The sequence below is a fragment of the Streptomyces sp. NPDC046805 genome (assembly GCF_040645355.1).
In the GTDB taxonomy this organism is placed as follows: domain Bacteria; phylum Actinomycetota; class Actinomycetes; order Streptomycetales; family Streptomycetaceae; genus Streptomyces.
The window spans coordinates 111,914-135,502 of record NZ_JBEYYC010000008.1; the positions used below are offsets into that span (position 1 = coordinate 111,914).

Genomic DNA, 23,589 nt, shown 5'->3' on the forward strand with positions numbered 1-23,589 from the left:
TGCCGCGGTGGTCGATCGCTCCTTCGCCGATCCCTCGCTGGCCGCGCTCTACGAGCGGCTGAACCCGTGGGGACCGGAAGACGACTTCTACCTGGACCTGGTGACGGGCGCGGGCTCGGTGCTCGACGTGGGCTGCGGCACGGGCCGGCTGCTGCGGCGGGCGTACGAGAGCGGTCACCGCGGCCGGCTCACGGGCCTGGACCCGGCCGCCGCGATGCTCGTCCGGGCACGGCGGGCCGCGCCCGGTGTCGAGTGGCTGCTCGGGGATCTGCGGACGCGGCTGTGGGGCGGCGAGTTCGAGCTGGTCGTGATGACCGGGCACGCCTTCCAAGTGCTCGTCGGTGACGAGGAGTTGTGGATCTGTCTGCGTGCCGTGCGGGCGGCTCTCGGCCCGGGTGGGCAGTTCGTCTTCGAGACCCGCAATCCGGCCGCCCGCGCCTGGGAGACATGGACGCCGGACCGCGTGCGCGAGGTGACGGACGGCGCCGGCAGGGCCGTACGCGTCTGGCACGAGGTCCACGACGTCCACTCGGTCGACGGCGTGCCCGCCTCGGAGCGGGTCACGTTCACCGAGACGTTCGACCACCCCGCCTGGGACCGGCCTCGTGTCAGCCGCACCACCTTGCGGTTCCTCGGCGCGGAGCGGCTCTCCCGGTTCCTCGGCGAGGCCGGGTTCGCGGTCGTCGAGCAGTACGGCGACTGGGGGCGGGGGCCGGTCGCCCCCGCCAGTCCGGAGATCATCACCGTCGCCGAGGCGACCTAATTGTTCTCCCCCAGCTCCTCCTCCAGCGCCGCGAGCGCCGGGTCCAGCACGATGTCCTCGTCCCGCTCGGTCGTCGGCTCCTCCGGGAAGTGGCAGGCCGTCAGGTGGCCGGCGCGGTTGCCGGAGATCCGGACCAGCGGGGGCTCCTCGGCCGCGCACTTGTCCTGGGCCTTCCAGCAGCGGGTGCGGAAGCGGCAGCCGGAGGGCGGCGAGATCGGGGACGGCACGTCACCGGCCAGCCTGATCCGCTCGCGCGGGGCCGCGTCGTCCTCCGCCAGGTTGACCTCGGGCACCGCGGACAGCAGTGCGTGGGTGTAGGGATGGCGGGGCCTGTTGTAGATGGAGTCGCGGTCGCCCACCTCGATGATCTTGCCGAGGTACATGACCGCGACCCGATGCGAGAAGTGCCGTACCACCGCCAGGTCGTGGGCGATGAAGAGGAACGCGATGCCGAGTTCCTTCTGGACCTCCTGCAGCAGGTTGACGACCTGCGCCTGGATCGAGACGTCCAGCGCCGAGACCGGCTCGTCCGCCACGATCAACTTCGGCTCCAGCGCCAACGCCCGTGCCACGCCGATGCGTTGACGCTGACCGCCGCTGAACTCGTGCGGGAAGCGGTTGTAGTGCTCGGGGTTGAGGCCGACGATCTCCAGCAGCTCACGGACACGCTTCTCGCGTCCGCCCTCGGGGTCGATGCCGTTGATCTCCATCGGGTTGGCGATGATCTTGCCGACCGTCTGGCGGGGGTTCAGGGACGAGTACGGGTCCTGGAAGATCATCTGGATCTCGGAGCGGATCGGCGCCAACTGCGCCCGGCTCGCGCGGCTGATGTCGCGTCCGCGGTACGAGATGGTGCCGCTCGTCGGCTCCAGCAGCCGGGTGATCAGCCGGCCCGTCGTCGACTTGCCGCAGCCCGACTCGCCCACCAGGCCGAAGCTCTCCCCGACGCGCACGGTCAGGTCGATGCCGTCCACGGCCTGGACCTGACCGACCGTACGGCGGATCGGGAAGCCGCCCTTGACCGGGAAGTGCTTGGTCAGGCCGGAGACCTCCAGCAGCGCTTCGCCTTCCGCGGCGGGGGTCTTGTCACGCGGAGCGGGGAGGACCAGGTCCTCTGTCATCAGATCTCCTTCGTGGATACCCCCGGCTTCAGCCAGGGGAGGAAACGAACTCCTGCGGAGCAGGACCGGGTCGCCCCCCAGGTGAAACGGCGTCTCATTTCACGAACCGGCGGGTCACAAACTGACGGGCTACCGTGTGAGTCGTGGCCATTCACGTGAAGCGGGCGTTCAAGTACCGCTTCTATCCGACGGACGCGCAGGCAGCCGAGCTGTCGCGCACCTTCGGATGCGTGCGGAAGGTCTACAACATGGCCCTCGCGGCCCGTACCGAGGCATGGGCGCGACAGGAACGGGTCAACTACAACGCCACGTCGGCGATGCTGGCGGCCTGGAAGAAGACTGAGGAACTGGCCTTCCTCAACGAGGTGTCGTCGGTGCCGCTCCAGCAGGCACTGCGCCACCTGCAAGGCGCATTCACGAACTTCTTCGCCAAGCGGGCCAAGTACCCCCGCTTCAAGTCGAAGAAGAAGTCCCGCGCCTCGGCGGAGTACACCAGCTCCGCCTTCCGCTTCCGGGACGGCCGGGTCACGCTGGCGAAGATGACCGAACCGCTGGACATCGTCTGGTCCCGCCCCCTGCCCGAGGGCAGTACACCGTCGACGGTGACCGTGTCCCGGGACGCGGCGGGCCGCTGGTTCGTGTCGATGCTGTGCGACGACCCGGCTGTCCAGCCACTTCCCGCGACGGACACGGCCGTGGGTATCGACGTCGGCCTGGACCACCTGCTCACCCTGTCCACCGGGGAGAAGGTCGCCAACCCCCGTCACGAACGCCGCGACCGCGCCCGCCTCGCCAAGGCCCAGCGCGACCATGCTCGCAAGGCCAAGGGGTCCGCGAACCGGGCCAAGGCCGGGCGGCGCGTGGCGAAAATCCACGCTCGGATCGCCGATCGCAGGCGGGACGGCCTGCACAAGCTGACCACTCGACTCGTGCGCGAAAACCAAACGCTCGTGATCGAGGACCTGACCGTACGCAACATGGTCAAGAACCACATGCTCGCCCGCGCCATCTCCGATGCCGCGTGGGCGGAGTTCCGCACCATGCTGGAGTACAAGGCCGCCTGGTACGGGCGGGACGTCGTGGCCGTGGACCGCTTCTTCCCCTCGTCCAAGCTGTGCTCCCACTGTGGCACCTTGCAGGTCGGGATGCTGCTCAACGTCCGCACCTGGACGTGTGACTGCGGCACGACCCACGACCGGGACGTGAACGCGGCACAGAACCTTCTGGCCGCCGGGCTGGCGGTGACAGCCTGTGGAGCTGGTGTAAGACCTCAACGGAGAACTCCGGGCGGGCAGTCGGCGACGAAGCAGGAAACCCAACGGCGCGAGCCGTAGGAATCCCCCTCCTTCAGGAGGGGGAGGAAGTCAAGGCATGTCCTCCTAGCCCAGGCTGGGCTTGATCTCTTCGATGAAGATGGTCCGCTTCTGCTCCGCCGTGAGGTGGCACGCCGAAGCGCGGTCCGGGGCGAGCACGGGCCGCTCGTCCACACAGCGCCCCCGGCCCTCGACGCGGTCCTGGAAGGTGCAGCGGGGATGAAAGCGACAGCCCGACGGGGGCGTGAGGAGCGAGGGCGGGCTGCCGGGGATCGGGGTGAGCGGGGCGGCGAGGTCGGAGTCGAGGCGCGGCATGGAGTTCAGCAGGCCCCAGGTGTACGGGTGCTGGGGCGAGCGCAGCACCTCGTCGACCGTGCCGCGCTCCACCGCGCTGCCCGCGTACATCACCATGATGTCGTCGGCCATGTCGGCGATCACGCCGAGGTCGTGGGTGATGAAGACGATGCCCGAGCCGAACTCCTGCTGGAGGTCCTTGAGCAGGTCCAGGATCTGGGCCTGGACGGTCACGTCCAGCGCCGTCGTCGGCTCGTCCGCGATCAGCAGGTCGGGGTCGCACACCAGCGCCATGGCGATCATCGCGCGCTGGCGCATGCCGCCGGAGAACTGGTGCGGGTAGTCCTTGGCCCGTTCCTTGGGGTGGGGGATGCCCACCTTGGCGAGCATCTCCACCGCCCGGTCCCACGCCGCGCGCTTGGAGGCGCCGGTGTGCTTCATGAACGGCTCGGCGATCTGACGGCCGACGGTGTAGTACGGCGACAGCGCGGTCAGCGGGTCCTGGAAGATCATGGCGGCCTTGTTGCCGCGGATCCTCTCCAGCTCGGCCTCCCGGGCGGTGGTCAACTCCTGTCCGTCGAGCAGGATTTCGCCCTCGACCGTGGTGAACATGGGGTTGTGCAGGCCCAGGATGGTCAGGTTGGTGACCGACTTACCGGACCCCGACTCCCCCACGATGCCCAGCGTCCTGCCGCGCTCCAGGTCGAAGGAGAGGCCGTCCACGGCCCGGACGATCCCGTCCTCGGTCTTGAAGCTGACGTGCAGGTCCCGCACGGAGAGCAGGGTGCCCGCGTCGGCCGGCGAGGGGGCTCCGGCCTCCTTGGTCAAAGTGGTCACGACGGTCTCCTCAGACGGCCTAGGCCAGCCGCACGCGCGGGTCGATGAAGGCGTAGCAGGCGTCGACGATGATGTTGAAGAGCAGGATCATGGTCGCGGAGAACAGCATCACGCCGAGCAGCAGCGGCAGATCGCTGAAGATCACCGACTGGACGGCCAGATTGCCGAGGCCCGGCAGGCTGAAGGTGTACTCCGTGATGATGGCGCCGCCGAGCAGGGACCCGAGGTCGATGCCGAAGATGGTGACGATGGGGATGAGCGAGCCGCGCCAGGCGTAGCGGAAGAAGACGTACCGCCGGGACATGCCCTTGGCGCGGGCGGTGCGGACGTGTTCCTCCTGGAGCTGTTCGATCATCGACGAGCGGGACATACGCGTGTACTGCGCGGCGAAGATCGTGGAGAGGACGGCCCACGGGATGATCAGCCCGCTGAACCAGGTGACCGGGTTGCTGGTCAGGTCGTTGTAGGCGGGTTTGTCGAACCAGTGGGTCTGGTAGACGAGGATCGCCAGGGCCAGGGGGCCGAGGAAGTAGATCTGCATCGAGCTGATCACCATGGCGCCCGCGGTGGCCGTCTTGTCGATCAGCGTGCCGCGTCGCCATGCGGCGAGCAGCCCGGTGCCGAGGCCGACGAGGAGAAAGCAGACGGCGCCGCCGAGGGTCAGCGAGACGGTGGTGGGCAGGCGGTCCATCAGCGTGGCCCAGACCTGCTCGTTCGTGTGGTACGAGTACCCGAAGCAGGGGGCGGGGCAGGGGCCCTGGGCGAACTGGCTGCTGCCGAGGACCAGGTTGTGCAGGAAGATCCAGTACTGCTCGGGGATGGACTTGTCGAGGCCGAGCACGTGATGGATGTTGGCGAGGCTGTCCGGGTTGCAGGTCTTGCCGCACATCAGCAGGGCCGGGTCGCGCGGCATCCCGAAGAACAGCAGAAACGTGACGATGCTCAGCAGGAAGAGAATGACGACGGCGCCGAGGGACCGGCGGACGAGGAAGCGCAGCATGACAGGGGCAGCTCTCTGACGTCGGCGGGCGGCCCGGCACCCGGCGTTCCGTCCGGGCGGACGGACGTACCGGGTACCGGGCTAGCGGCGGCGGTTACTTGACGTACAGGCGACGCGGGTCGATGTCGCCGATCACGTCGTCGTAGGCCAGGCCACCGACCTTGGAGCCGGCGATCTGGTACTGCTTGTAGTACGCGGTCGGGACGGCGTTGACGATGTCCGTCAGGATGTACTTGTCGAGCTTCTCCCACGCCTTGCCGGCCGCGGCCGGGTCGGTGATCTTGCTGATGCGGTCGATCTCGCCGTTCACGTGCGGGTCGTTGATGTGCGAGTAGTTCGCCGCACCGTCGGCGATCTGCCGGCCGTCGTAGAGCGGCGGCATGACGGTCGATCCGGACGGCCAGTCGGCGCCCCAGGCGGTGTGGTAGATGTCGTACTTGTTGTCGACCTTGCCGACCTGGTCGTAGTACGTCTCGGCCGGGATCTCCTGGCGCTGGACGTTGAAGCCGGCCTTCTTCAGGCCCACGGCCATGGCGGTGGAGTACTGCTGGCCCTCGTTGGTGTTGATGTAGCCGAAGGTCAGCTTCATGCCCACCTTGCCGGCCTGCTTCAGCAGTTCCTTGGCCTTGGCCGGGTCACCGGCGGGCTTCTTCTTCTTGCCGAACGGGTCGAACGCGGGGTCGTAGCCGGTGACGGTCGGGGAGATGAACCCGCCCGCGACCTCCATCGCGTCCGAGCCGCCGTAGGCGCGCACGAACGGGCTGACCGGCAGGGCGTAGGCGATGGCCTGGCGGACCCGCTTGTCCTTCAGCTCCGGCCGCGACAGGTTGATGTCCATCTGGCCGACGTAGGGCTGGTAGCCGCCGACCACACGGGACTTCAGCTTCGGGTCGTTGAGGGTGTTGGAGAGGTTGCCCGCGTCGATCTGGTTGGTGAAGCTCACGCCGGCCTGGTCGGCGCCGCTGTCCGCGAGGAGCGCCTTGGTGGACGTCTCGTACTGCTGGTTGAACGTGATGTTGAACTTGTCGACGTACTGGTGGCGCAGCGGGTCCGTCTTCGGGTCCCAGTTGGTGTTCTTGACGAGCACCATCGACTTGCCGGACTTGAAGGACTGGATCTTGTAAGGACCGGTCGTCACCGGTGCCTTGTCGTACTTCTCCTTGGTGTCGCCCTTCGCGGAGACCACGGAGTAGCCCGCCATGGCGAGCGCGTACGGCAGGTCGGGGTGGGGCGTCTTGAAGTGGAAGACGACGGTCTTGTCGTCGGGCGTCTCGAGGACGGAGTCGGGCAGGTGCTTGCCCTTGTACGGGCCGTCCTTGAGGAGCGTGCGGTAGCCGGCGCCCGGCTTGTCGGCGAGCCACTGCTGGATGTAGGTCGGGCCCTGGTTGACGAAGGGCGCGAAGAGCCGCTCGAAGGTCTGGCGGACGTCCTTGGACGTGATCGGCGATCCGTCCTCGAACTTGATGCCGTCCTTGAGGGTGTACTTCCAGGTCTTGCCGCCGTCGGTGGTGGTGCCGGAGTCGGTGGCGAGGTCGCCGACGACCACGTGCCCCTGGCCCTTGTTGTCGGTCGGCTTGTAGCCCGTGAGGCCTCTGTGGAGCAGCTGCGCCACGGACATCTCGTTCTGGACGTAGATCTGCGCCGGGTCGAGGTGCGCGTAGGTGTCGCGCTGGAGTACTTCCATCGCGCCGCCGCTCTTGGCGCCGGGCACGTCGGGCGCCGGGCCCGTGGAGGCCGCCGCGTCGCCGAACTTGATGGCCGCCTGCTGGCGTTTGGCGTTCTCCTGCTGCTGCTTGTCGTTGCCGCCCGCGTCGCTGCCGCCCTTGCTGCAGCCGGTGAGCACAAGCGCTCCGGCCGCGAGCACGGAGAGCGCGCCGTATGCGTGGCGTCCGCCCCTACTCATCACTGAGATTCCCACCCATCTGTGTGTCACCAGTGCGGAAGAACTGCTGTGGAGAAAGTGGTGCCGTGGAGGGTTGACGTGCCGTGGAGAAGTTGACGTGCCGTGGGGGGTTGTACTGCCAGGAGGGTTGAACTGCCCGGTCAGCGTGCGGTCTTGGGATCGAATGCGTCCCGGACCGAATCCCCGAGCAGGTTGAACGCGACGATGAAGATGATCATCGAGATGCCGGGGAAGAACATGTAGGTGATGTCGTTCTGCATCACGAGCTCGGTCGACGCCTTGGAGAACATCTGCCCCCAGTCCGGCGTCGGTTCGACGATGCCGACGCCCAGGTAGGACAGGCCGGCCTCGGCGGTCACGAAGCTGGGCAGCAGATAGGTCGACTGCACCAGCAGCGGTGTGACGACGTTCGGCAGGATCTCCTTGCGGATGATCCGCCACGGCGAGGCACCGCTCACCTTCGCCGCCTCGATGAACTCCCGCTCCCGCAACGTGAGCGAGGTGCCGCGCAGGATGCGGGCGAGACTCATCCAGCCCAGGAACCACTGGACGAGGATGAGCGCGACCACACGCACGTAAGTCGGTGTCTCGTCGCGGGGGCTGACGAACAGTGAGACCACGACGGGCATGCTCGCGATGAAGAACAGCTGGGCCGGGAAGGCGAGGAGGAAGTCGATCACCCGGCCGATCGCGAAGTCGGTCTTGCCGCCGATGTAGCCGGCCGCGACACCCAGCAGGATGCCGGTCACCACGACCACGAGCGTGACCGCAATGGAGATCATCAGCGAGGTGCGGATGCCGTAGATGAGCTTGGTGAAGACGTCGTACCCGTTGCCGGGTTCGAGTCCGAACCAGAACTCGCTGCTGATCCCGCCGTTGGGCTGCACCGGCACGCCCGCGCTGTCGAAGAGGTCGGGGCGTTCGTCCGCGTAGACCGTGTACGGATTCTTGCCGTAGAGCTTGGAGACCAACGGGGCGAGCAGTCCGATGAGGAAGTAGAAGCCCACCACATAGGCCGATATGACGCCCGTGCGGTCGCGCTTGAAGCGGATCCACATCAACTGGCCGGGAGACCGGCCCTCCAGCTTGACGGCCTCGCTCGGCCTCGGGCCCGGTTCGCCGTCGATGAGGACCGATGTTCCGCCACTCGCGGTGTCGATAGGACTTGTCACAGTTCGTCCGTTCACAGGTGTGGGTGAGGAGTGCCGCGGTCCCCCGGGAACCCGGGAAACCCGCAGTCGGACGCGCGTAGGTGAACGACAGTGCTAAGCGGCGCGATATCGACCGACGGACGACGGCGACATGACCCGCCTGGTGTTCGTGACACCGTGCATGGGGGTTCCTCCTCATGACTTCACGTGTTCACCAACAGGAGGGGGTTACCCGTCTGCTTCCTCCGACACCCCTGACGGAGATTCAGACACCCCCCGGTGCTCGTGAGTCGGCGCCGTCCCCACGGCGCGAGACCCATTGACCCGAGCGCTACGCGGCTAACTATCTGCCATGAGTCAGGTGGCGACCACTGTCTTTAAATCTCAATTCAGTCACGGCTGTCGCGTACATCTTCCAAAATCCGGACAAACCACCTGCGGGGTGAAGGGCGCGAAACGGACGTGTTACCTGGCTATCGGGCGACGATCTCCGCATGTCGGACAGTTGGCACCCGATGTCACCCCGAAAACAGGTTGCAAAAGGCCCGGGTGCCCCCGTCATGGGGACGCCCGGGCCCGGTGCTGTGTTACAGGCCGTACGTCAGCCGTGCATCAGCGGTGAATCAGCCAAGCGTCAGCCGTGCTTGGCGCGGCTCGCGGCGCGGGCGCGCTCGCGGGCGTCCAGGTTCACCTTGCGGATGCGCACGGCCTCCGGGGTGACCTCGACGCACTCGTCGTCGCGGCAGAACTCCAGCGACTGCTCCAGCGACAGCTTGCGCGGCGGAACGATCGCCTCGAACGAGTCGGCCGACGACGACCGCATGTTCGTGAGCTTCTTCTCCTTGGTGATGTTGACGTCCATGTCGTCGGAGCGCGAGTTCTCGCCGACGATCATGCCCTCGTACACCTCGGTGCCCGGCTCCGTGAAGAGCACGCCGCGCTCCTGGAGGTTGGTCATCGCGAACGCGGTGACGGCGCCGGAGCGGTCGGCGACCAGGGAGCCGTTGTTGCGGGTCTGCAGCGCGCCGAACCACGGCTCGTGGCCCTCGTGGATCGAGTGGCCGATGCCGGTGCCGCGGGTCTGCGTCAGGAACTCGGTACGGAAGCCGATCAGACCGCGGGACGGGACGACGAACTCCATGCGGACCCAGCCGGAGCCGTGGTTGGACATGTTGTCCATGCGGCCCTTGCGGACACCCATGAGCTGCGTGACGGCGCCCATGTGCTCCTCGGGCACGTCGATCGTCATGCGCTCGACCGGCTCGTGGACCTTGCCGTCGATCTCGCGGGTGACCACCTGCGGCTTGCCGATGGTCAGCTCGAAGCCCTCGCGGCGCATCTGCTCGACCAGGATGGCCAGCGCCAGCTCACCGCGGCCCTGCACCTCCCAGGCGTCGGGGCGCTCGGTGTCGAGGACGCGGAGCGAGACGTTACCGATCAGCTCGCGGTCGAGGCGGTCCTTCACCTGGCGGGCGGTGACCTTGCGGTCCTTGACCGCCGCCTTGGCGTCGGCGCCCTTGCCGGTGCCGCCGCGACCGACCAGCGGCGAGGTGTTGGTGCCGATGACCATGGAGATCGCGGGCTCGTCGACCGTGATCAGCGGGAGGGCGACCGGGTTCTCCGGGTCGGCCAGCGTCTCGCCGATCATGATGTCGGGGATGCCGGCGACGGCGCAGATGTCGCCCGGGCCGGCCTTCTCGGCGGGCTTGCGGGTGAGGGCCTCGGTCATCATCAGCTCGGTGATGCGCACGTTGCTGACGGAGCCGTCGCGCTTGATCCAGGCGACGGTCTGACCCTTGCGCAGCTCGCCCTGCTCGACGCGGAGCAGCGCGATACGGCCGAGGAAGTTGTCCGCGTCGAGGTTGGTGACGTGGGCCTGGAGCGGCGCGTCCTCCTCGTACGTGGGGGCCGGGATGTGCTCCAGGATCGTGGAGAAGAACGGCTCCAGGCTGTCGGAGTCCGCGGGGACCGTGCCGTCCTCCGGCTTGGTCAGCGAGGCGATGCCGTCACGGCCGCAGGCGTAGACGATCGGGAACTCGATCTGGTCCTCGTCGGCGTCCAGGTCGAGGAAGAGGTCGTAGGCCTCGTTGACGACCTCGTCGATCCGGGAGTCCGGGCGGTCCGTCTTGTTGATGCACAGGATGACGGGCAGGCGCTGCTGGAGGGCCTTGCGCAGCACGAAGCGGGTCTGCGGCAGCGGACCCTCGGAGGCGTCGACGAGCAGCACGACACCGTCGACCATCGACAGACCGCGCTCGACCTCGCCACCGAAGTCGGCGTGGCCGGGGGTGTCGATGATGTTGATCGTGATCGGTTCCCCGCCGTCCTTCGGGTGGTACTTCACCGCGGTGTTCTTGGCGAGGATCGTGATGCCCTTCTCACGCTCCAGGTCGTTCGAGTCCATGACCCGGTCGTCGACGGAGTCGAGCTGGTGGGCGGCGAAGGCGCCGGCCTGCTTCAGCATGCCGTCGACGATGGTCGTCTTGCCGTGGTCGACGTGAGCGACGATGGCGACGTTGCGAATGTCGTGGCGCGTGGCCATATTGCGACGTACTCCCGGAGTGTGAGGAAGGCCTGTGCGTGCGTCCGTTTGACGCGGGCCCTGCCGGGCTTGACACGCCACGGCCTCACCCCATGTTACGTGGCCCCGCGGGAAGCGGCCCCCGCAGGGCCACGGAAGATCAACTCGGAGAGGGACTCGCGGAGACCTTGACCCCCTTCTTCAGGAAGCCCATGTCCTCGTAGACGGGGGTCTGGAAGCCGAAGGCACCCGCGTTGACCAGGTCCTTTCTGGCGCCGGTGAGCTGGGGGCGCTGATAGAGCGGGATGGAGCCTGCCGCGGCCCAGATGCGGGAGTCGGCCTTGCGGATCAGGGAGCGGGACTCGTCCTCGTCGAGCGTCGCGACGGCCTGGTCGAAGAGCTGGTCGACCTGGTCGGTGCCGATGCGGGTGTAGTTCTGCTCGATGTTCAGCGAGCCGTCGGCGGCCGGGAGCGGCTTGGCGTAGATCGGGCGGGCGTCGGTGGCGGGGAAGGGCGTGGACGGCCACGAGTACAGCGCGAGGTCGTACTGGCCGGCCGCGATGTGGTCCTTGAAGTAGCTGTCGTCCGGGACCTTGGTGATCTCCGTCTGGATGCCGACCTTCTGCAGCATCCGCGAGATCTTGTCGGCGACGGCGCTCACGCTCCCCGAGCCGGGGCCCGAGGGCAGCACGAAGCGCAGCGTCAGCGCCTTGCCGTCCTTGGCGAGCGGCCCGGCCGGGGCGCCCGCGGGGGCGGCGGTGCCCTTCGGGGCGTACGCGCCCGGCGCCCCGCCCTGCGGCGGGTGCTTGTCGGTGTACTGCTTGCCGTCCTGCGCGAGGTGCCGGCCGCCCTCGTCGCTCGAGTGCTGCTTCTCCGTGTGGTCCTTGGGGTCGGCCTTGTGGTCCTGGTCGCTCTCGCGCGGCGCCTTGTCGTCCTCGCCGACGACGTACGTGCCGTCGTCGTCGCCGCCGGACGGCGGCTGCTCGCTCGCCTTGTCCGCGTCGGGACCGGCGCCCTTCTCGGGCTTCTTCTCGGGCTTCTTCTCCGCCTTGACCGGCCCGCCCGGCACCCAGCCGGCGTCCGCGAGCAGCCCCTGCGCCTCCGCGGTGTCCTGACCGCCGAGGGCGCTGCTGCTGTCGGCGTAGTCGGGCTGGCCGGACAGGGCGAGGTGGCTGCCGAGCGGCGTGGCGGGCAGGCCGAGCGGCTTCAGGACGACCTCGGCGAGCTCCTTGCGGTCGAGGGCGCGGGCGACGGCGTGACGGACCCGCTCGTCGGCGAGCGGACCCCCGGAGCCGTTGAGGGCGAGCTGGGTGTAGGCGGGCTCCAGGGACTTGCGGACCTCGAAGCCGCGCAGGGCGTCCTGCCGGCGCAGATACGTCGCGAGGGCCTCGCGCGTCGTGGTCGCGCCCTCGGGGAGCTCGTCGGAGGCGAAGCCGTGCGCGAGCGCCCAGGAGCGCAGCTTCTTGGCGGAGGTGCGCCCGGCGCCCTGGAGGGGGCTGTCGGCGCCCTTGCCCTGGGAGGCGAGGTCGATGCGCCCGGCCTCGTCGGGGTCGATGTCGGCCAGCTCCACCGTGCCCTCGGCGAGCGCGGCGGCGCGCTTGTCGCGGGGCACGGCCTGCAGCACGATCTCGCTGAGCTTGGCCGGGTGGCCCCACCAGCGCGGATTGCGGGCGAGGACGATGTTCTTGCCCGCCGTGTCGACCTTCTGCACCTGGAACGGCCCGGCGCTGACGCTGAGCTTGCGGCGCGCCCCGTCGTTGAAGGCGTCCGGGGTGCCCATGACGTCCTTGGGGTACAGCGGGGAGAACAGCGACTTCCAGTCGGCGTACGGCCGGTCGAAGGTGACCCGGACCTCCAGGTCGTTGGCGCCGCGTTCGATCTTGGCGATGCGGTCGTAACCGGCGTTGCGGGCCGTCCAGTAGGCGCTGTCCTTCCCGGACAGGGCGCGCCACTGGGCGGCGAAGTCGGCGGCGCCGATCTCCCGGCCGTCGCTCCAGACGGCCTGCTGGTTGAGCTTGTAGACGACGACCTGGCGGGGCTCGGTCTCGACGACCTTGGCGCTCTCCAGGAAGTCGGGGTTGGCGACCGGACGGCCGCCGGCGTCGAGGCGGAACATCGACGGCAGGACGGCCTGGGCGACCCGGGTGGTGCCCGCGTCGGCGTCGGCCTGGAAGGTGTTCAGGGTCTCCGGCAGGGAGTCCACCGCCCAGTGCAGAGTGCCGCCGTCGGCGACCTTGTCGCGGGCCACGGGCACGATGTCCTGTCCGGCCAGCGGGCGGCTCGCCTCTTCGTCGGAACCGCAGCCGGCGAGGACGGGCACCACGAGCGCGCCCGCGGTGAGGAAGGCGGCCGCACGCAGCACCGCGCGCGATCCGACACCGTCGTGGGACATCTCTGCTACCTCCGGGGAGCCCGGTGACGTGGGTGTGTTCTGTTCACATTTGGCGGTATTTTGGAGTTGATCAGATCTACGGACCCACTCAAGTGGAAAGGGTTCGCCCGGCGGGGGCGACACGGCGGCGGGAGCCCCCAAGCCACTCGTGCGGCGCAACATGCGCCCCGGCGCACACAGGGCGCGCGCACGGGCGTGCGGGGGAGGCGTACGGGCGCGCGGCGGAGGAGTGCTATCCGCCAATCGCTGCACATGCCTTCACATCGGCCCGTGTGACGCGCAACACTCGCAGGCGCATGAACGTTGCCGCCTTGGACCACGAGGTTCGCGGAAGAGAGGTCACGTCATGTCCGTGCACGACGACCTGACGTCAGTACAGCGCTGCGTCGACGAGCTGTACCGGTCCGTCGGCCGCCTGGAGCAACAGCTCGGGAGCGGCGGACTGGAGATGCGCCGCGTCCGCGCCGACGCCGATCACCTGCGCGAGAGCGTGGCACTGCTGCGGGAGGCCGCCCCCAGGCTGACCCAGCCACGTAGCCCCGATCTCGTGACCATCTCCGACACCCCCTACGACATCACCCTGTGGACGGACTCGGACGACGAGGGACTCGGCGCCCGCGACCGGCACGCCCCCTGACCCCTGCCCCCGACCGGAGTCCTGCTTTGGCCACTGGTACGGAACCCCAACAGAACAGCGGCGGTGTACGCACCGGTACGCGCGCCGCGATCACCGCACCGCACCTGCGGACCGACCGCTGGTGGCTGGCCCCGGCCGTCACCGCCGCCGGTCTGCTCGCGTTCATCGTCTACTCGACCTGGCGGGCCTTCGCCAACGCGGACTACTACGCGGCGCCGTACGTCTCCCCGTTCTACTCGCCCTGCCTGGCGGAGAACTGCCGGACCATGCACGCGGGCCCCAACGCCGACCTCTTCGGCAGCTGGTGGGCCATCTCCCCGGCGATCATCATCCTGATCTTCCCGCTCGGCTTCCGGCTGACCTGCTACTACTACCGCAAGGCCTACTACCGCAGCTTCTGGGCGTCTCCGCCGGCCTGCGCCGTGGCCGAGCCGCACAAGACGTACACCGGCGAGACCCGCTTCCCGCTGATCCTGCAGAACGTCCACCGCTACTTCTTCTACGCCGCCCTGCTGGTCGCCGGCGTGCTGACCTACGACACGGTGCTGTCCTTCCGCGACGAGCACTACCGGTGGGGCCACATGGGCCTCGGCACGCTGGTCTTCCTGGCCAACATCGTGCTGATCTGGGCGTACACCCTGTCCTGCCACTCCTGCCGGCACATCGTCGGCGGCAAGCTCAAGCACTTCTCCAAACATCCCGTGCGCTACAAGGCGTGGCAGTACGTCGGGAAGCTCAACGCGCGCCACATGCAGCTCGCCTGGGCGTCGCTGGTGAGCGTGGCGCTCGCCGACTTCTACGTGTACCTGCTCGCGTCCGGCGCCTTCGACGATCCGCGCTTCTTCTAGATTGGGTGGGACCTTCTGATGTCCGTGGTCGACCGACAGGAGTGGGACGTCGTCGTGGTCGGCGCCGGCGGCGCCGGGCTGCGCGCCGCCATCGAGGCGCGGGAGCGGGGCGCGCGTACGGCCGTGATCTGCAAGTCGCTGTTCGGCAAGGCGCACACGGTGATGGCCGAGGGCGGCATCGCGGCCGCGATGGCCAACGTCAACGAGCACGACAACTGGCAGGTGCACTTCCGCGACACCATGCGCGGCGGCAAGTTCCTCAACCAGTGGCGCATGGCCGAGCTGCACGCGCGCGAGGCCCCGGACCGGGTGTGGGAGCTGGAGACCTGGGGCGCGCTGTTCGACCGTACGAAGGACGGGAAGATCTCGCAGCGCAACTTCGGCGGCCACGAGTACCCGCGCCTCGCGCACGTCGGTGACCGTACCGGCCTCGAACTGATCCGCACGCTCCAGCAGAAGATCGTGGCGCTCCAGCAGGAGGACTTCGAGGAGACCGGGGACTACGAGTCCCGCCTGAAGATCTTCCAGGAGTGCACGGTCACCCGGGTCCTCAAGGACGACGGCCGCGTTTCCGGGGTCTTCGCGTACGAGCGCGAGTCGGGCCGCTTCTTCGTCCTGGAGGCGCCCGCGGTCGTGATCGCGACGGGCGGGATCGGCAAGTCGTTCAAGGTGACGTCGAACTCGTGGGAGTACACGGGAGACGGCCACGCTCTGGCACTGCTCGCGGGCGCGCCCCTGCTGAACATGGAGTTCGTGCAGTTCCACCCGACGGGCATGGTCTGGCCGCCGTCGGTGAAGGGCATCCTGGTCACGGAGTCGGTGCGCGGCGACGGCGGCGTGCTGCGCAACTCCGAGGGCAAGCGGTTCATGTTCGACTACGTCCCGGACGTCTTCAAGGAGAAGTACGCCGAGTCCGAGGAGGAGGGCGACCGCTGGTACGACGACCCGGACAACAACCGGCGTCCCCCGGAGCTGCTCCCCCGTGACGAGGTGGCCCGCGCGATCAACGCCGAGGTGAAGGCGGGCCGCGGCTCCCCGCACGGCGGCGTCTTCCTCGACGTGTCGACGCGTATGCCCGCCGAGGTCATCCGGCGCCGGCTGCCGTCCATGTACCACCAGTTCAAGGAGCTGGCGGACGTCGACATCACGGCCGAGGCGATGGAGGTCGGGCCGACCTGCCACTACGTGATGGGCGGCATCGCGGTCGACTCCGACACGGCGGCGGCCCGCAGGGTGCCCGGCCTGTACGCGGCCGGCGAGGTCGCGGGCGGCATGCACGGCTCGAACCGGCTGGGCGGCAACTCGCTCTCCGACCTGCTGGTGTTCGGGCGCCGGGCGGGCTGGCACGCGGCCGAGTACGCGACGGGGCTCGCGGACGACCGCCCCGCCGTCGACGACACCCAGATCGACACGGCGGCGGCGGAGGCGCTGCGGCCGTTCTCGGCCGAGGGGCCGACCGCGGCCGAGGAGGAGGGACGCCCGCCGGAGAACCCGTACACCCTCCACCAGGAACTCCAGCAGACCATGAACGACCTGGTCGGCATCATCCGCCGCGAGGGCGAGATGGCGCAGGCCCTGGAGAAGCTCGCCGGCCTGCGCGTACGGGCGCGGCGGGCCGGAGTCGAGGGCCACCGCCAGTTCAACCCGGGCTGGCATCTCGCCCTCGACCTGCGGAACATGCTGCTGGTCAGCGAGTGCGTGGCCCGTGCCGCCCTGGAGCGCACGGAGTCGCGCGGCGGGCACACCCGCGAGGACCACCCGGCGATGGACCGCGACTGGCGCAACGTCAACCTGCTGTGCGCGCTCGCCGACCCCACCGGCGGGCTGGCGGCGACGGACCCCGTCCGCGGCCAGATCAGGCTCACCCGCGAGACCACCGAACCCATCCGCCCCGACCTGCTCAACCTCTTCGAGAAGGAGGAGCTGGTCAAGTACCTCGCCGAAGAGGAGCTCTACGAGTGAGCAGCTACGAGGCCCGCTTCAAGGTGTGGCGGGGTGACGTCGAGGGCGGCGGCCTGGAGGACTTCGAGGTCGAGGTCAACGACGGCGAGGTGGTGCTCGACATCATCCACCGCCTCCAGGCCACCCAGGCGCCCGATCTCGCCGTGCGCTGGAACTGCAAGGCGGGCAAGTGCGGTTCGTGCTCCGCGGAGATCAACGGGCGCCCACGGCTGATGTGCATGACGCGGATGTCGGTGTTCGACCGGGACGAGACGATCACGGTCACGCCGCTGCGCGCGTTCCCGGTGATCCGCGATCTGGTGACCGACGTCGGCTTCAACTACCAGAAGGCCAGGGAGGTTCCGTCCTTCGTGCCGCCCGCCGATCTCGGTCCGGGCGAGTACCGCATGATGCAGGAGGACGTGGACCGCTCGCAGGAGTTCCGCAAGTGCATCGAGTGCTTCCTGTGCCAGGACACGTGCCATGTCGTGCGTGACCACGAGGAGAACAAGAAGGCGTTCGCGGGGCCGCGCTTCCTGATGCGGATCGCGGAGCTGGACATGCATCCGCTGGACGCGGCCGCGGAGACCGGCCTGGACCGCAGGACAACGGCCCAGGACGACCACGGACTCGGCTACTGCAACATCACCAAGTGCTGTACGGAGGTGTGCCCCGAGGGCATCAGGATCACGGACAACGCGCTGATCCCCTTGAAGGAACGGGCCGTCGACCGCAAGTACGACCCGCTGGTGTGGCTCGGGTCGAAGATCAGGAGGCGTTCCTCCTAGCGTCGCGGCCGGGGCGCTGGGCCCAGCTCGACATCACCATCCCGCCCATCCACACGCACCACCCGATGACCGGGACGGCATTGAACATGTGGTGCTCGAGCGGGCCCAGGAAGAGGTACAGGCCCAGCCCGAACGCGCTCAGCAGCGCCCCGTAGCCCCAGAGCCGCGCCCGCACGACGTTGCGACGGGCCAACGGCGGCATCCAGCCCGCCGCGACGGCGGCGACACCGGCCGCCGCGTACACAGCGACGGCCAGCACGGCCGCCACCACCAGGAATATGTGCATGGCGATCATGGTCCGCCCGAGTCGGCGTCCGCGCCAGGGTGTACGCCGCGATGCCGCGTATGGATTCCGTCAAGGAGCCCAGCCCTCGCGGTAGGCGGCCCAGTCCTCCTCCGTGGCCGCGAAGTCCACGTACAGGGCCACACCGAAGCGGGCCCGGTCCGCGTCCGTGCGGGACAGGCCCAGGCGGACGCCCCGTACGGCGGCCGGGACGGTCTCGGCGTGACCCCAGTGGCCGATGTCGTTCTCGTAGTAGAAGGGCAGGCCCATGAGGAGGTCGGTGGTGGCCGGGGTGACCTCCAGGGCCAGGGAGGTCTGCTGGGCGACGTAGCCGCCGTACAGGCTCCGCAGGGGCTGCCCGGTGTCGTACGACATGACGGCGATCTGGTCGACGCGGCGGGCCACCTGCCCGAAGTACGCCTGCGACCACCACTTGGGGTGGTTGACCGTCGCGCCCCAGAAGGAGTGGAAGCCGGGCAGCGGGTCGATCTGGTGGGCGGCGACGGAGAGCAGGGCGGTGGGGGTCCCCCCTGCTCGAGCGCAGCCGAGAGCTTGGGGGAAGGCGCGGGTGACGCGGCGCAGGTCGTCGAGGAGGGCGAGGTAGTCGCGGTTGCCCGAGTGGAGCGGCTCCAGATCGAAGTGAGCGCCCTCGAAGCCGGCGGCGAGTATCCGGCGGGTGGAGCGGACGACGGCCGCGCGGGTCCCGGCCCGCTCCAGGCGCAGACCGACCGGCCCCTCGCTGGCGAGCACGTCGCCGAGCCACGCCTGGACGCGGACACCGGGGAGTTCACGGTGCACGGCCCCGATCAGCCAACGGGCCTTCGGGTAAGCCGATTCCGGGAGGGTGCCGTTGTGTTCCAGGGGCCCCGAGTGGACGTACAGGTCGCGGATGCCGGTGCCGCGCAGACGGCGGGCGAGGGCCTTGACGTCGGCGTCGCGCTTACGGCCGTCGACCCAGGCGTGGCCGAGCCAGATCGCGTCCCTGTGCCGGGTGTACGTGCCGTCCGCCGGGTCGCCGGTGTAGTTCACACGGAGGGCGGTCTCGGCGGCGAGGGTGGGGAGAAGGAGCGCGAGCACCAGACCGAGGGCGATGCGCCTGACCCACGTGAGCCGGCGGCGCCGTGCCGGTGCCGCCCCTTGCCGGACCGGCTGCTCTGCGACCTCTCCCGTCGGCTGCCCGGTCGGCTGCTGTGTGGGTCCCGCCGCCATCCCCGCCCCCTCTTCCCGTAGCACGCTCACGGCCGTCCCCCGCGCGCATTCACCCCGGTCGCGCAGCTGCTCACCCGCCCATACGCTCCGGAATGTGACGTCATCCTTGATCCGGGGCCGGCCGCGGCGCGCCAGGTCGCACATATCCGTGCGGGTGGCTCACACCGTGCTGGGTGGCGTGATCGGGCTCGCGTGGCTGATGTTGCCGGGGATGACGGTCAGCGGCGGGGGTTCGGTTCCTCTTCCCGTCCCCGTCCCCGCGAAGCCCGGCGGGGCGGTGGCCGTCGCCCCGGTCGCGCCGCCGGAGCAGGACGAGACCTCTCCCGTCGACTTCGTCCTGCCGCTCGTCGTCGTGGGGGCGGCGGGTGCGCTGGCGGCGTACGGGTATGTACGGCGCACCCGGCGGGCCCGGACCCGTACGACGCCCGGCGGCGGTGTGGTGTCCGAGCGGCCGCCGGAGCCGTCACCGGCCGAGTCCGAGCGGCAGGCCCGGGCGGCCCTGATCACGGCGGACGACAGCGTGCGCACCAGCCGCGAGGAACTCGGCTTCGCGCAGGAACAGTTGGGGACGACGGCCGTCGCACCCTTCGAGCGGGCCCTGCGGGCGGCGGAGACCGAACTGTCGGCCGCGTTCGCGCTGCGGCTGCGGTACGAGCAGGGGGCTCCGGCGGACGACGTCACCCGGAGGCAGGCGCTCGTCGGCATGGTCGGACGGTGCGCCGAGGCCGGGCGCCGGCTGGACGCGGAGGCGGGGAGGTTCGATCAACTCCGGGATCTGGAGCGCGGGTTGGGTGAGGCGTCGGCAGCCGCTGAAGCCCGGTTCCAAAACGTCGCCGGGCGGGCCACAGATGCGGAGACGACGCTCACCGAGCTGGGTGAGCAATACGGATCCTCGGCCGTCGCCCCGGTCCTGGGCTACGTCGAACAGGCCAAGGACCGCCTGCGGTTCGCCTCGGCAGAGCTCGACCGGGCCGGGCAGACGGCCGATTCGGAGGCGGTCGTGCGGGCGGTACGCCATCTGCGCGCCGCCGAGGGCGCCGTGGCGCAGGCGGACGTCTTCGTGAGCGGAGTCGAGCGGCTGGGGCGGGAGTCGAGCGAGGCGGCGGCGTTGGTACCGGCCACGCTCAAGGATGCGGAGGCCGGGGTGGCGGAGGCGCGGAGGCGGCTGACGGGCCCCCCGCAGACCGACGGACCCACGGCAGGAAAGGCCGCGCGGATACCGGTCGGTGAGCTCCGCGCGCGGGTGGCGCGTGCCGATGTCGTGCTGGGTGCCGTAAGGGAGGAGGTGGCCGGTGGGGCGTACGCCCCGCTGGACGTGCTGCGGCGCGTGGCGCGGGTGGTCGAGGCGCTGGGGGTGGGGCGCGCCGGCGCGGTGCCGGTCGCCGCACGGCTCGTCGCCCGGAGTGCCACGGGCGCCGCGGGGGACTTCGTGACCACGCATCGGGGGGCGGTGGGCGCCGGGGCCCGCACGCGGTTGGCGGAGGCGGAGCGGCTGCTCGCCGGCGACGAGGGTGAGGGTACGGCCGCCGCCGACGAACTGGCCCGGGAGGCCCGGGAGCTGGCGGAGCGGGACGTACGGGCGCACGGCAACCCGTACGCCGGTCCCGCCGAGCACGCGAGCGGCCTCGCCGGCGCCGTCCTCGGCGGAATCCTCCTCGCCGAGGAACCGGACGGAGGCCCCCCGGCCGGCTTCGGCGGGCCGCAGACGCGGGGGCGCCTCAGGCTGCCCGAGGAGTAACCCGAGAACCACTGCGCCGGCCCCGGGTCCGGCACCGTCAGAACAGGCTCAGCAACGCCTCCGCCGGGTCCGTCAGGCCGTTCTCGCCGTCCGGGAGGGGCAGTTCGAACCACACCGTCTTGCCCTCGTGGGTACGTCGGGAGCCCCAGGCCGCGCTGAGGAGGCCGACCAGTTGCAGACCCCGGCCGCCCTCGTCCGTGTCGCGGGCGCGGCGGCGGCGCGGCTGGACCAGGCCGGCGTCCCAGACCTCGCAGACGAGGGTGCGGTCCAGAAGCAGGCGGAGTCTGATGTCGCCCTCGCCGTAGCGCAGGGCGTTGGTCACCAGCTCGCTGACCAGGAGTTCCGTGGTGTCGACCAGCGGCTCAAGGTCCCAGCTGAGCAGTTGGGCGCGCGCGTACTCGCGGGCCCGGCCCACGCTGCGCGGCTCGCGCGGCAGGGTCCAGTCGCCGACGGACTCGGCGGGCAGGCCCTGGACGCGGGCCATCAGCAGCGCGATGTCGTCCTCGCCGTGGTGGGTGTCGAGCGTGTTGAGGACGTGGTCGCAGACGTCCTCCAGGGGCTGCGTCGGGTCGGTGAGCGCGCCGACGAACGCCTGGAGGCCCTCGTCCAGCGGGTGGTCCCGGGATTCGACCAGGCCGTCGGTGTAGAGGGCGAGGAGGGCTCCCTCCGGGAGTTCGACCTCGACCTCCTCGAAGGGCTCGCCGCCCACGCCGAGCGGCATCCCCGGCGGCACGTCCAGCATCAGCGCCGCCTCGCCCGGCTCCACGAGCACCGGCGGCAGGTGGCCGGCGTTCGCGAAGGTGCACTTCCTGGTCACCGAGTCGTACACCGCGTACACGCAGGTGGCCAGGTAGACCTCGGAGAGGTCCGCGGCGCGCGGCTGGCGGGCCGTGCGGGTCGGCTGCTGGATGCCGCCCGGCGCGCCGAGGCCCCGGGCGATCTCGTCCAGCGCCGAGAGGACTTCGGCCGGTTCCAGGTCCAGCAGGGCCAAGGTGCGGACGGCCGTGCGGAGTTCACCCATCGCCACGGCGGCACGCAGGCCGCGGCCCATCACGTCGCCGACCACCAACGCGGTGCGGTGCCCCGGCAGTTCGATCACGTCGAACCAGTCGCCGCCGACCTCGGTCGCCGCGTTGCCCGGCAGGTAACGGCAGGCGATGTCCAGGCCGGAGGCCTCCGGGTCGCCGGGCGGCAGCAGGGACCGCTGCAGTATCAGCGCGCGCTCGTGCTCACGCCGGTACAGGCGGGCGTTGTCGATGCAGACGGCGGCGCGTGCCGCCAGCTCCACCGCGAGGTCCCGGTCGCGGTCGCCGAAGGGTTCGCTGCCCTTCGTACGGGAGAACTGCGCGAGTCCGACGACCGTGTCGTGGGCGACCATCGGAACGGCCAGCGTGGACTGGACGAGGCCCCCCTCCTCGGCGGGAACGCGCTGCGGGCGGGCCGTGCGCAGGGCGTCCGCGCAGGGGGAGTTGAAGGGGTAGTGGTGGACCGCGCCCACCGCGACCGGCGGTTCGTCGCTGATGAAGGGGGCGTCGGCGACCGCGCTGGCGAAGGCGACGCGGCGGAGTTCGGCGCTGCCGTCGGCGAGCCCGGGCGGGGTCTCGTCGCCGGACAGCAGGCCCTGGTAGAGGTCGACGGTGGCCAGGTCGCAGAAGCCGGGGACGACGACGTCGAGGAGTTCGCGGGCGGTGGTCTCCAGATCGAGGGAGGTGCCGATGCGGGCGCCGGCCTCGTTGAGAAGGGCGAGATTGCGCCGTGCGGCGGCGGCCTCGCGGGCGGCCGCCCGGCGGTCCGTGATGTCGATTCCGAGCCAGGCGATACCGATGGGGCGGCCGCTGCCGCTGTGCACGCGGTAGAGGTTGATGGACCAGTGCCGGCGCCCGTCCGACTCGGGTGAGAAGCCCGTGACGTGCATGTCCGTGACCGAGTCGCCGGTCTTCAGGACCCGGCGCAGGGTGGCGGCGACCCGCTCGGCCTCGCCGCGCGGCAGGTAGTCGTGGACGCCCTTGCCCAGGTGGTCGTCCGGTGTGCCGCCGAAGGTGGAGGCGAACTGCTCGTTGACGCGGCGGATCCGCAGGCTGGGGTCGATCAGCAGGAAGCCGAAGGGAGACTGACCGAAAATCGACTGCGAGGCGGCGAGGTCGGTCTCGATGCTGCGCAGCGTACGGACGTCGACCACGATGCAGACGGCGGCGCTCTCGCCCTCCGCGGTCCGGGTCGGCATGACGTAGACCTCGGCGAGCCCTTCCTCGCCGCGCCTGCCGCCCGTCCCGTCCGGCATCCGGAAGGGGACCACGCCGGTCCACTCGCGCCCGTCGAGGATCTCGGCCATCTTCCGCTGGCCGCGCTCGCGCAGGTCGGGGTCGATGAAGGCCTCGATGGGGTCCTTGCCGACGGCCCGCTCGGCGGGGATGCCGAAGATCTGCTCGGCGCGCAGACTCCACTGGTCGACGAGGCCGCCGGGGCCGATGGAGAAGGACGCCACCTTGATGTAGTCGTAGATCGAGCCGGGCGGACTGCTCTGCCACATGGCGTCGCCGAGTGCCGCGGTGACCTCCGCGGCCTCCGCCCTTGCGCCGTCCGACGGGTCCTCGGACTCCGTGGCCTTCGCTGGTATCTCGCTCACGCGAACCGTCCCCTCCAGCTCACCGCGTCCGGCACCGGTCACCGAAAGGCGGCTGCCCGCAGTATCCAGCACTACGACGCCGCACAACACGGTGTTCACGATCACAGCGTGCTCCAGGCGGTATTCGGACCTGGCTGCGACCGGACTCTCACAACACTTCCAGTCTTCTAACCAGGGAACACGCCCTCGAACCACCTGCGCCGACAACCGCCACCGATCCGAAC

At 69.9% G+C, this 23,589-nt stretch carries 17 protein-coding genes; 7 read left to right on the plus strand and 10 right to left on the minus strand.

The annotated features are described in order from the left end of the window. The first annotated feature begins 7 nt into the window (after positions 1-7). Positions 8-763, plus strand: coding sequence for a class I SAM-dependent methyltransferase (locus ABZ910_RS11365; protein WP_361362008.1), 756 nt, complete (start codon positions 8-10; stop codon positions 761-763). Here the strand turns inward: ABZ910_RS11365 and ABZ910_RS11370 are convergent. Then, a complete protein-coding gene (locus ABZ910_RS11370) occupies positions 760-1,884 on the minus strand; it encodes a dipeptide ABC transporter ATP-binding protein (RefSeq protein ID WP_361362010.1) in 1,125 nt (374 codons plus the stop codon). The two genes, ABZ910_RS11365 and ABZ910_RS11370, sit on opposite strands and share 4 nt — an antisense overlap. A 143-nt stretch (positions 1,885-2,027) precedes the next feature. Here ABZ910_RS11370 and ABZ910_RS11375 point away from each other — a divergent pair, with 143 nt between their 5' ends. Further along, positions 2,028-3,218: an RNA-guided endonuclease TnpB family protein gene (locus tag ABZ910_RS11375; protein WP_361362012.1), complete on the plus strand. Its 1,191-nt coding sequence runs from the start codon at positions 2,028-2,030 to the stop codon at positions 3,216-3,218. Positions 3,219-3,263: 45 nt separating this feature from the next. On the opposite strand, the gene ABZ910_RS11380 is transcribed toward ABZ910_RS11375, so the two are convergent. The 6 genes from ABZ910_RS11380 to ABZ910_RS11405 form a co-directional block, all read right to left on the minus strand. Further along, a complete protein-coding gene (locus ABZ910_RS11380; RefSeq protein WP_361362014.1) occupies positions 3,264-4,328 on the minus strand; it encodes an ABC transporter ATP-binding protein in 1,065 nt (354 codons plus the stop codon). Positions 4,329-4,347: 19 nt separating this feature from the next. Next, a complete protein-coding gene (locus ABZ910_RS11385; RefSeq protein ID WP_361362016.1) occupies positions 4,348-5,328 on the minus strand; it encodes an ABC transporter permease in 981 nt (326 codons plus the stop codon). A 94-nt stretch (positions 5,329-5,422) separates the two neighbouring features. Next, positions 5,423-7,231 carry an ABC transporter substrate-binding protein gene (locus ABZ910_RS11390; RefSeq protein WP_361362018.1) on the minus strand — a complete coding sequence of 603 codons (1,809 nt, stop codon included), beginning with the start codon at positions 7,229-7,231 and terminating at the stop codon, positions 5,423-5,425. A gap of 140 nt (positions 7,232-7,371) precedes the next feature. After that, a complete protein-coding gene (locus ABZ910_RS11395; protein ID WP_361362020.1) occupies positions 7,372-8,403 on the minus strand; it encodes an ABC transporter permease in 1,032 nt (343 codons plus the stop codon). Positions 8,404-9,016: 613 nt separating this feature from the next. Continuing rightward, positions 9,017-10,924 carry a translational GTPase TypA gene (typA, locus tag ABZ910_RS11400; RefSeq protein ID WP_361362022.1) on the minus strand — a complete coding sequence of 636 codons (1,908 nt, stop codon included), beginning with the start codon at positions 10,922-10,924 and terminating at the stop codon, positions 9,017-9,019. Positions 10,925-11,063: 139 nt separating this feature from the next. Beyond that, positions 11,064-13,295 (minus strand): ABC transporter family substrate-binding protein, encoded by a 2,232-nt coding sequence (locus ABZ910_RS11405; RefSeq protein ID WP_361362024.1) that lies wholly within the window; start codon positions 13,293-13,295, stop codon positions 11,064-11,066. A 346-nt stretch (positions 13,296-13,641) separates the two neighbouring features. On the opposite strand from ABZ910_RS11405, the gene ABZ910_RS11410 reads away from it, so the two are divergent. From ABZ910_RS11410 to ABZ910_RS11425, 4 genes are read left to right on the plus strand one after another with little or no spacing between them, the layout of a single operon-like run. Then, the gene (locus ABZ910_RS11410; protein ID WP_361362026.1) at positions 13,642-13,932 is read left to right on the plus strand and encodes a hypothetical protein; all 291 of its coding nucleotides are present in this window, start codon (positions 13,642-13,644) and stop codon (positions 13,930-13,932) included. A 26-nt stretch (positions 13,933-13,958) separates the two neighbouring features. Next, positions 13,959-14,780: a hypothetical protein gene (locus ABZ910_RS11415; protein WP_361362028.1), complete on the plus strand. Its 822-nt coding sequence runs from the start codon at positions 13,959-13,961 to the stop codon at positions 14,778-14,780. Between the two features lie 18 nt (positions 14,781-14,798). After that, positions 14,799-16,742 carry a fumarate reductase/succinate dehydrogenase flavoprotein subunit gene (locus ABZ910_RS11420; protein WP_361362030.1) on the plus strand — a complete coding sequence of 648 codons (1,944 nt, stop codon included), beginning with the start codon at positions 14,799-14,801 and terminating at the stop codon, positions 16,740-16,742. After that, positions 16,739-17,509 (plus strand): succinate dehydrogenase/fumarate reductase iron-sulfur subunit, encoded by a 771-nt coding sequence (locus ABZ910_RS11425; protein ID WP_361362032.1) that lies wholly within the window; start codon positions 16,739-16,741, stop codon positions 17,507-17,509. Before ABZ910_RS11420 ends, ABZ910_RS11425 begins: the two co-directional genes overlap by 4 nt. Here the strand turns inward: ABZ910_RS11425 and ABZ910_RS11430 are convergent. Further along, positions 17,490-17,795, minus strand: coding sequence for a hypothetical protein (locus ABZ910_RS11430; protein WP_361362034.1), 306 nt, complete (start codon positions 17,793-17,795; stop codon positions 17,490-17,492). The two genes, ABZ910_RS11425 and ABZ910_RS11430, sit on opposite strands and share 20 nt — an antisense overlap. A gap of 69 nt (positions 17,796-17,864) precedes the next feature. Continuing rightward, positions 17,865-19,001: a hypothetical protein gene (locus tag ABZ910_RS11435; protein ID WP_361362036.1), complete on the minus strand. Its 1,137-nt coding sequence runs from the start codon at positions 18,999-19,001 to the stop codon at positions 17,865-17,867. A 154-nt stretch (positions 19,002-19,155) separates the two neighbouring features. Between ABZ910_RS11435 and ABZ910_RS11440 the strand changes: the two genes are divergently transcribed. Further along, positions 19,156-20,739, plus strand: a complete 1,584-nt coding sequence (locus ABZ910_RS11440; RefSeq protein ID WP_361362038.1) for a hypothetical protein — start codon at positions 19,156-19,158, stop codon at positions 20,737-20,739. Between the two features lie 37 nt (positions 20,740-20,776). Here ABZ910_RS11440 and ABZ910_RS11445 read toward each other — a convergent pair whose 3' ends face one another. Continuing rightward, positions 20,777-23,365: a SpoIIE family protein phosphatase gene (locus tag ABZ910_RS11445; protein ID WP_361362040.1), complete on the minus strand. Its 2,589-nt coding sequence runs from the start codon at positions 23,363-23,365 to the stop codon at positions 20,777-20,779. Between the last annotated feature and the right edge of the window lie 224 nt (positions 23,366-23,589).

Excerpts from the sequence above, each read along its gene's own strand:
- ABZ910_RS11370 (WP_361362010.1), bottom strand. The coding sequence starts at position 1,884 with ATGACAGAGGACCTGGTCCTCCCCGCTCCGCGTGACAAGACCCCCGCC.
- ABZ910_RS11385 (WP_361362016.1), bottom strand. The coding sequence starts at position 5,328 with ATGCTGCGCTTCCTCGTCCGCCGGTCCCTCGGCGCCGTCGTCATTCTC.
- ABZ910_RS11390 (WP_361362018.1), bottom strand. The coding sequence starts at position 7,231 with ATGAGTAGGGGCGGACGCCACGCATACGGCGCGCTCTCCGTGCTCGCG.
- typA (WP_361362022.1), bottom strand. The coding sequence starts at position 10,924 with ATGGCCACGCGCCACGACATTCGCAACGTCGCCATCGTCGCTCACGTC.
- ABZ910_RS11405 (WP_361362024.1), bottom strand. The coding sequence starts at position 13,295 with ATGTCCCACGACGGTGTCGGATCGCGCGCGGTGCTGCGTGCGGCCGCC.
- ABZ910_RS11410 (WP_361362026.1), top strand. The coding sequence starts at position 13,642 with ATGTCCGTGCACGACGACCTGACGTCAGTACAGCGCTGCGTCGACGAG.
- ABZ910_RS11420 (WP_361362030.1), top strand. The coding sequence starts at position 14,799 with ATGTCCGTGGTCGACCGACAGGAGTGGGACGTCGTCGTGGTCGGCGCC.
- ABZ910_RS11430 (WP_361362034.1), bottom strand. The coding sequence starts at position 17,795 with ATGCACATATTCCTGGTGGTGGCGGCCGTGCTGGCCGTCGCTGTGTAC.
- ABZ910_RS11435 (WP_361362036.1), bottom strand. The coding sequence starts at position 19,001 with ATGGCGGCGGGACCCACACAGCAGCCGACCGGGCAGCCGACGGGAGAG.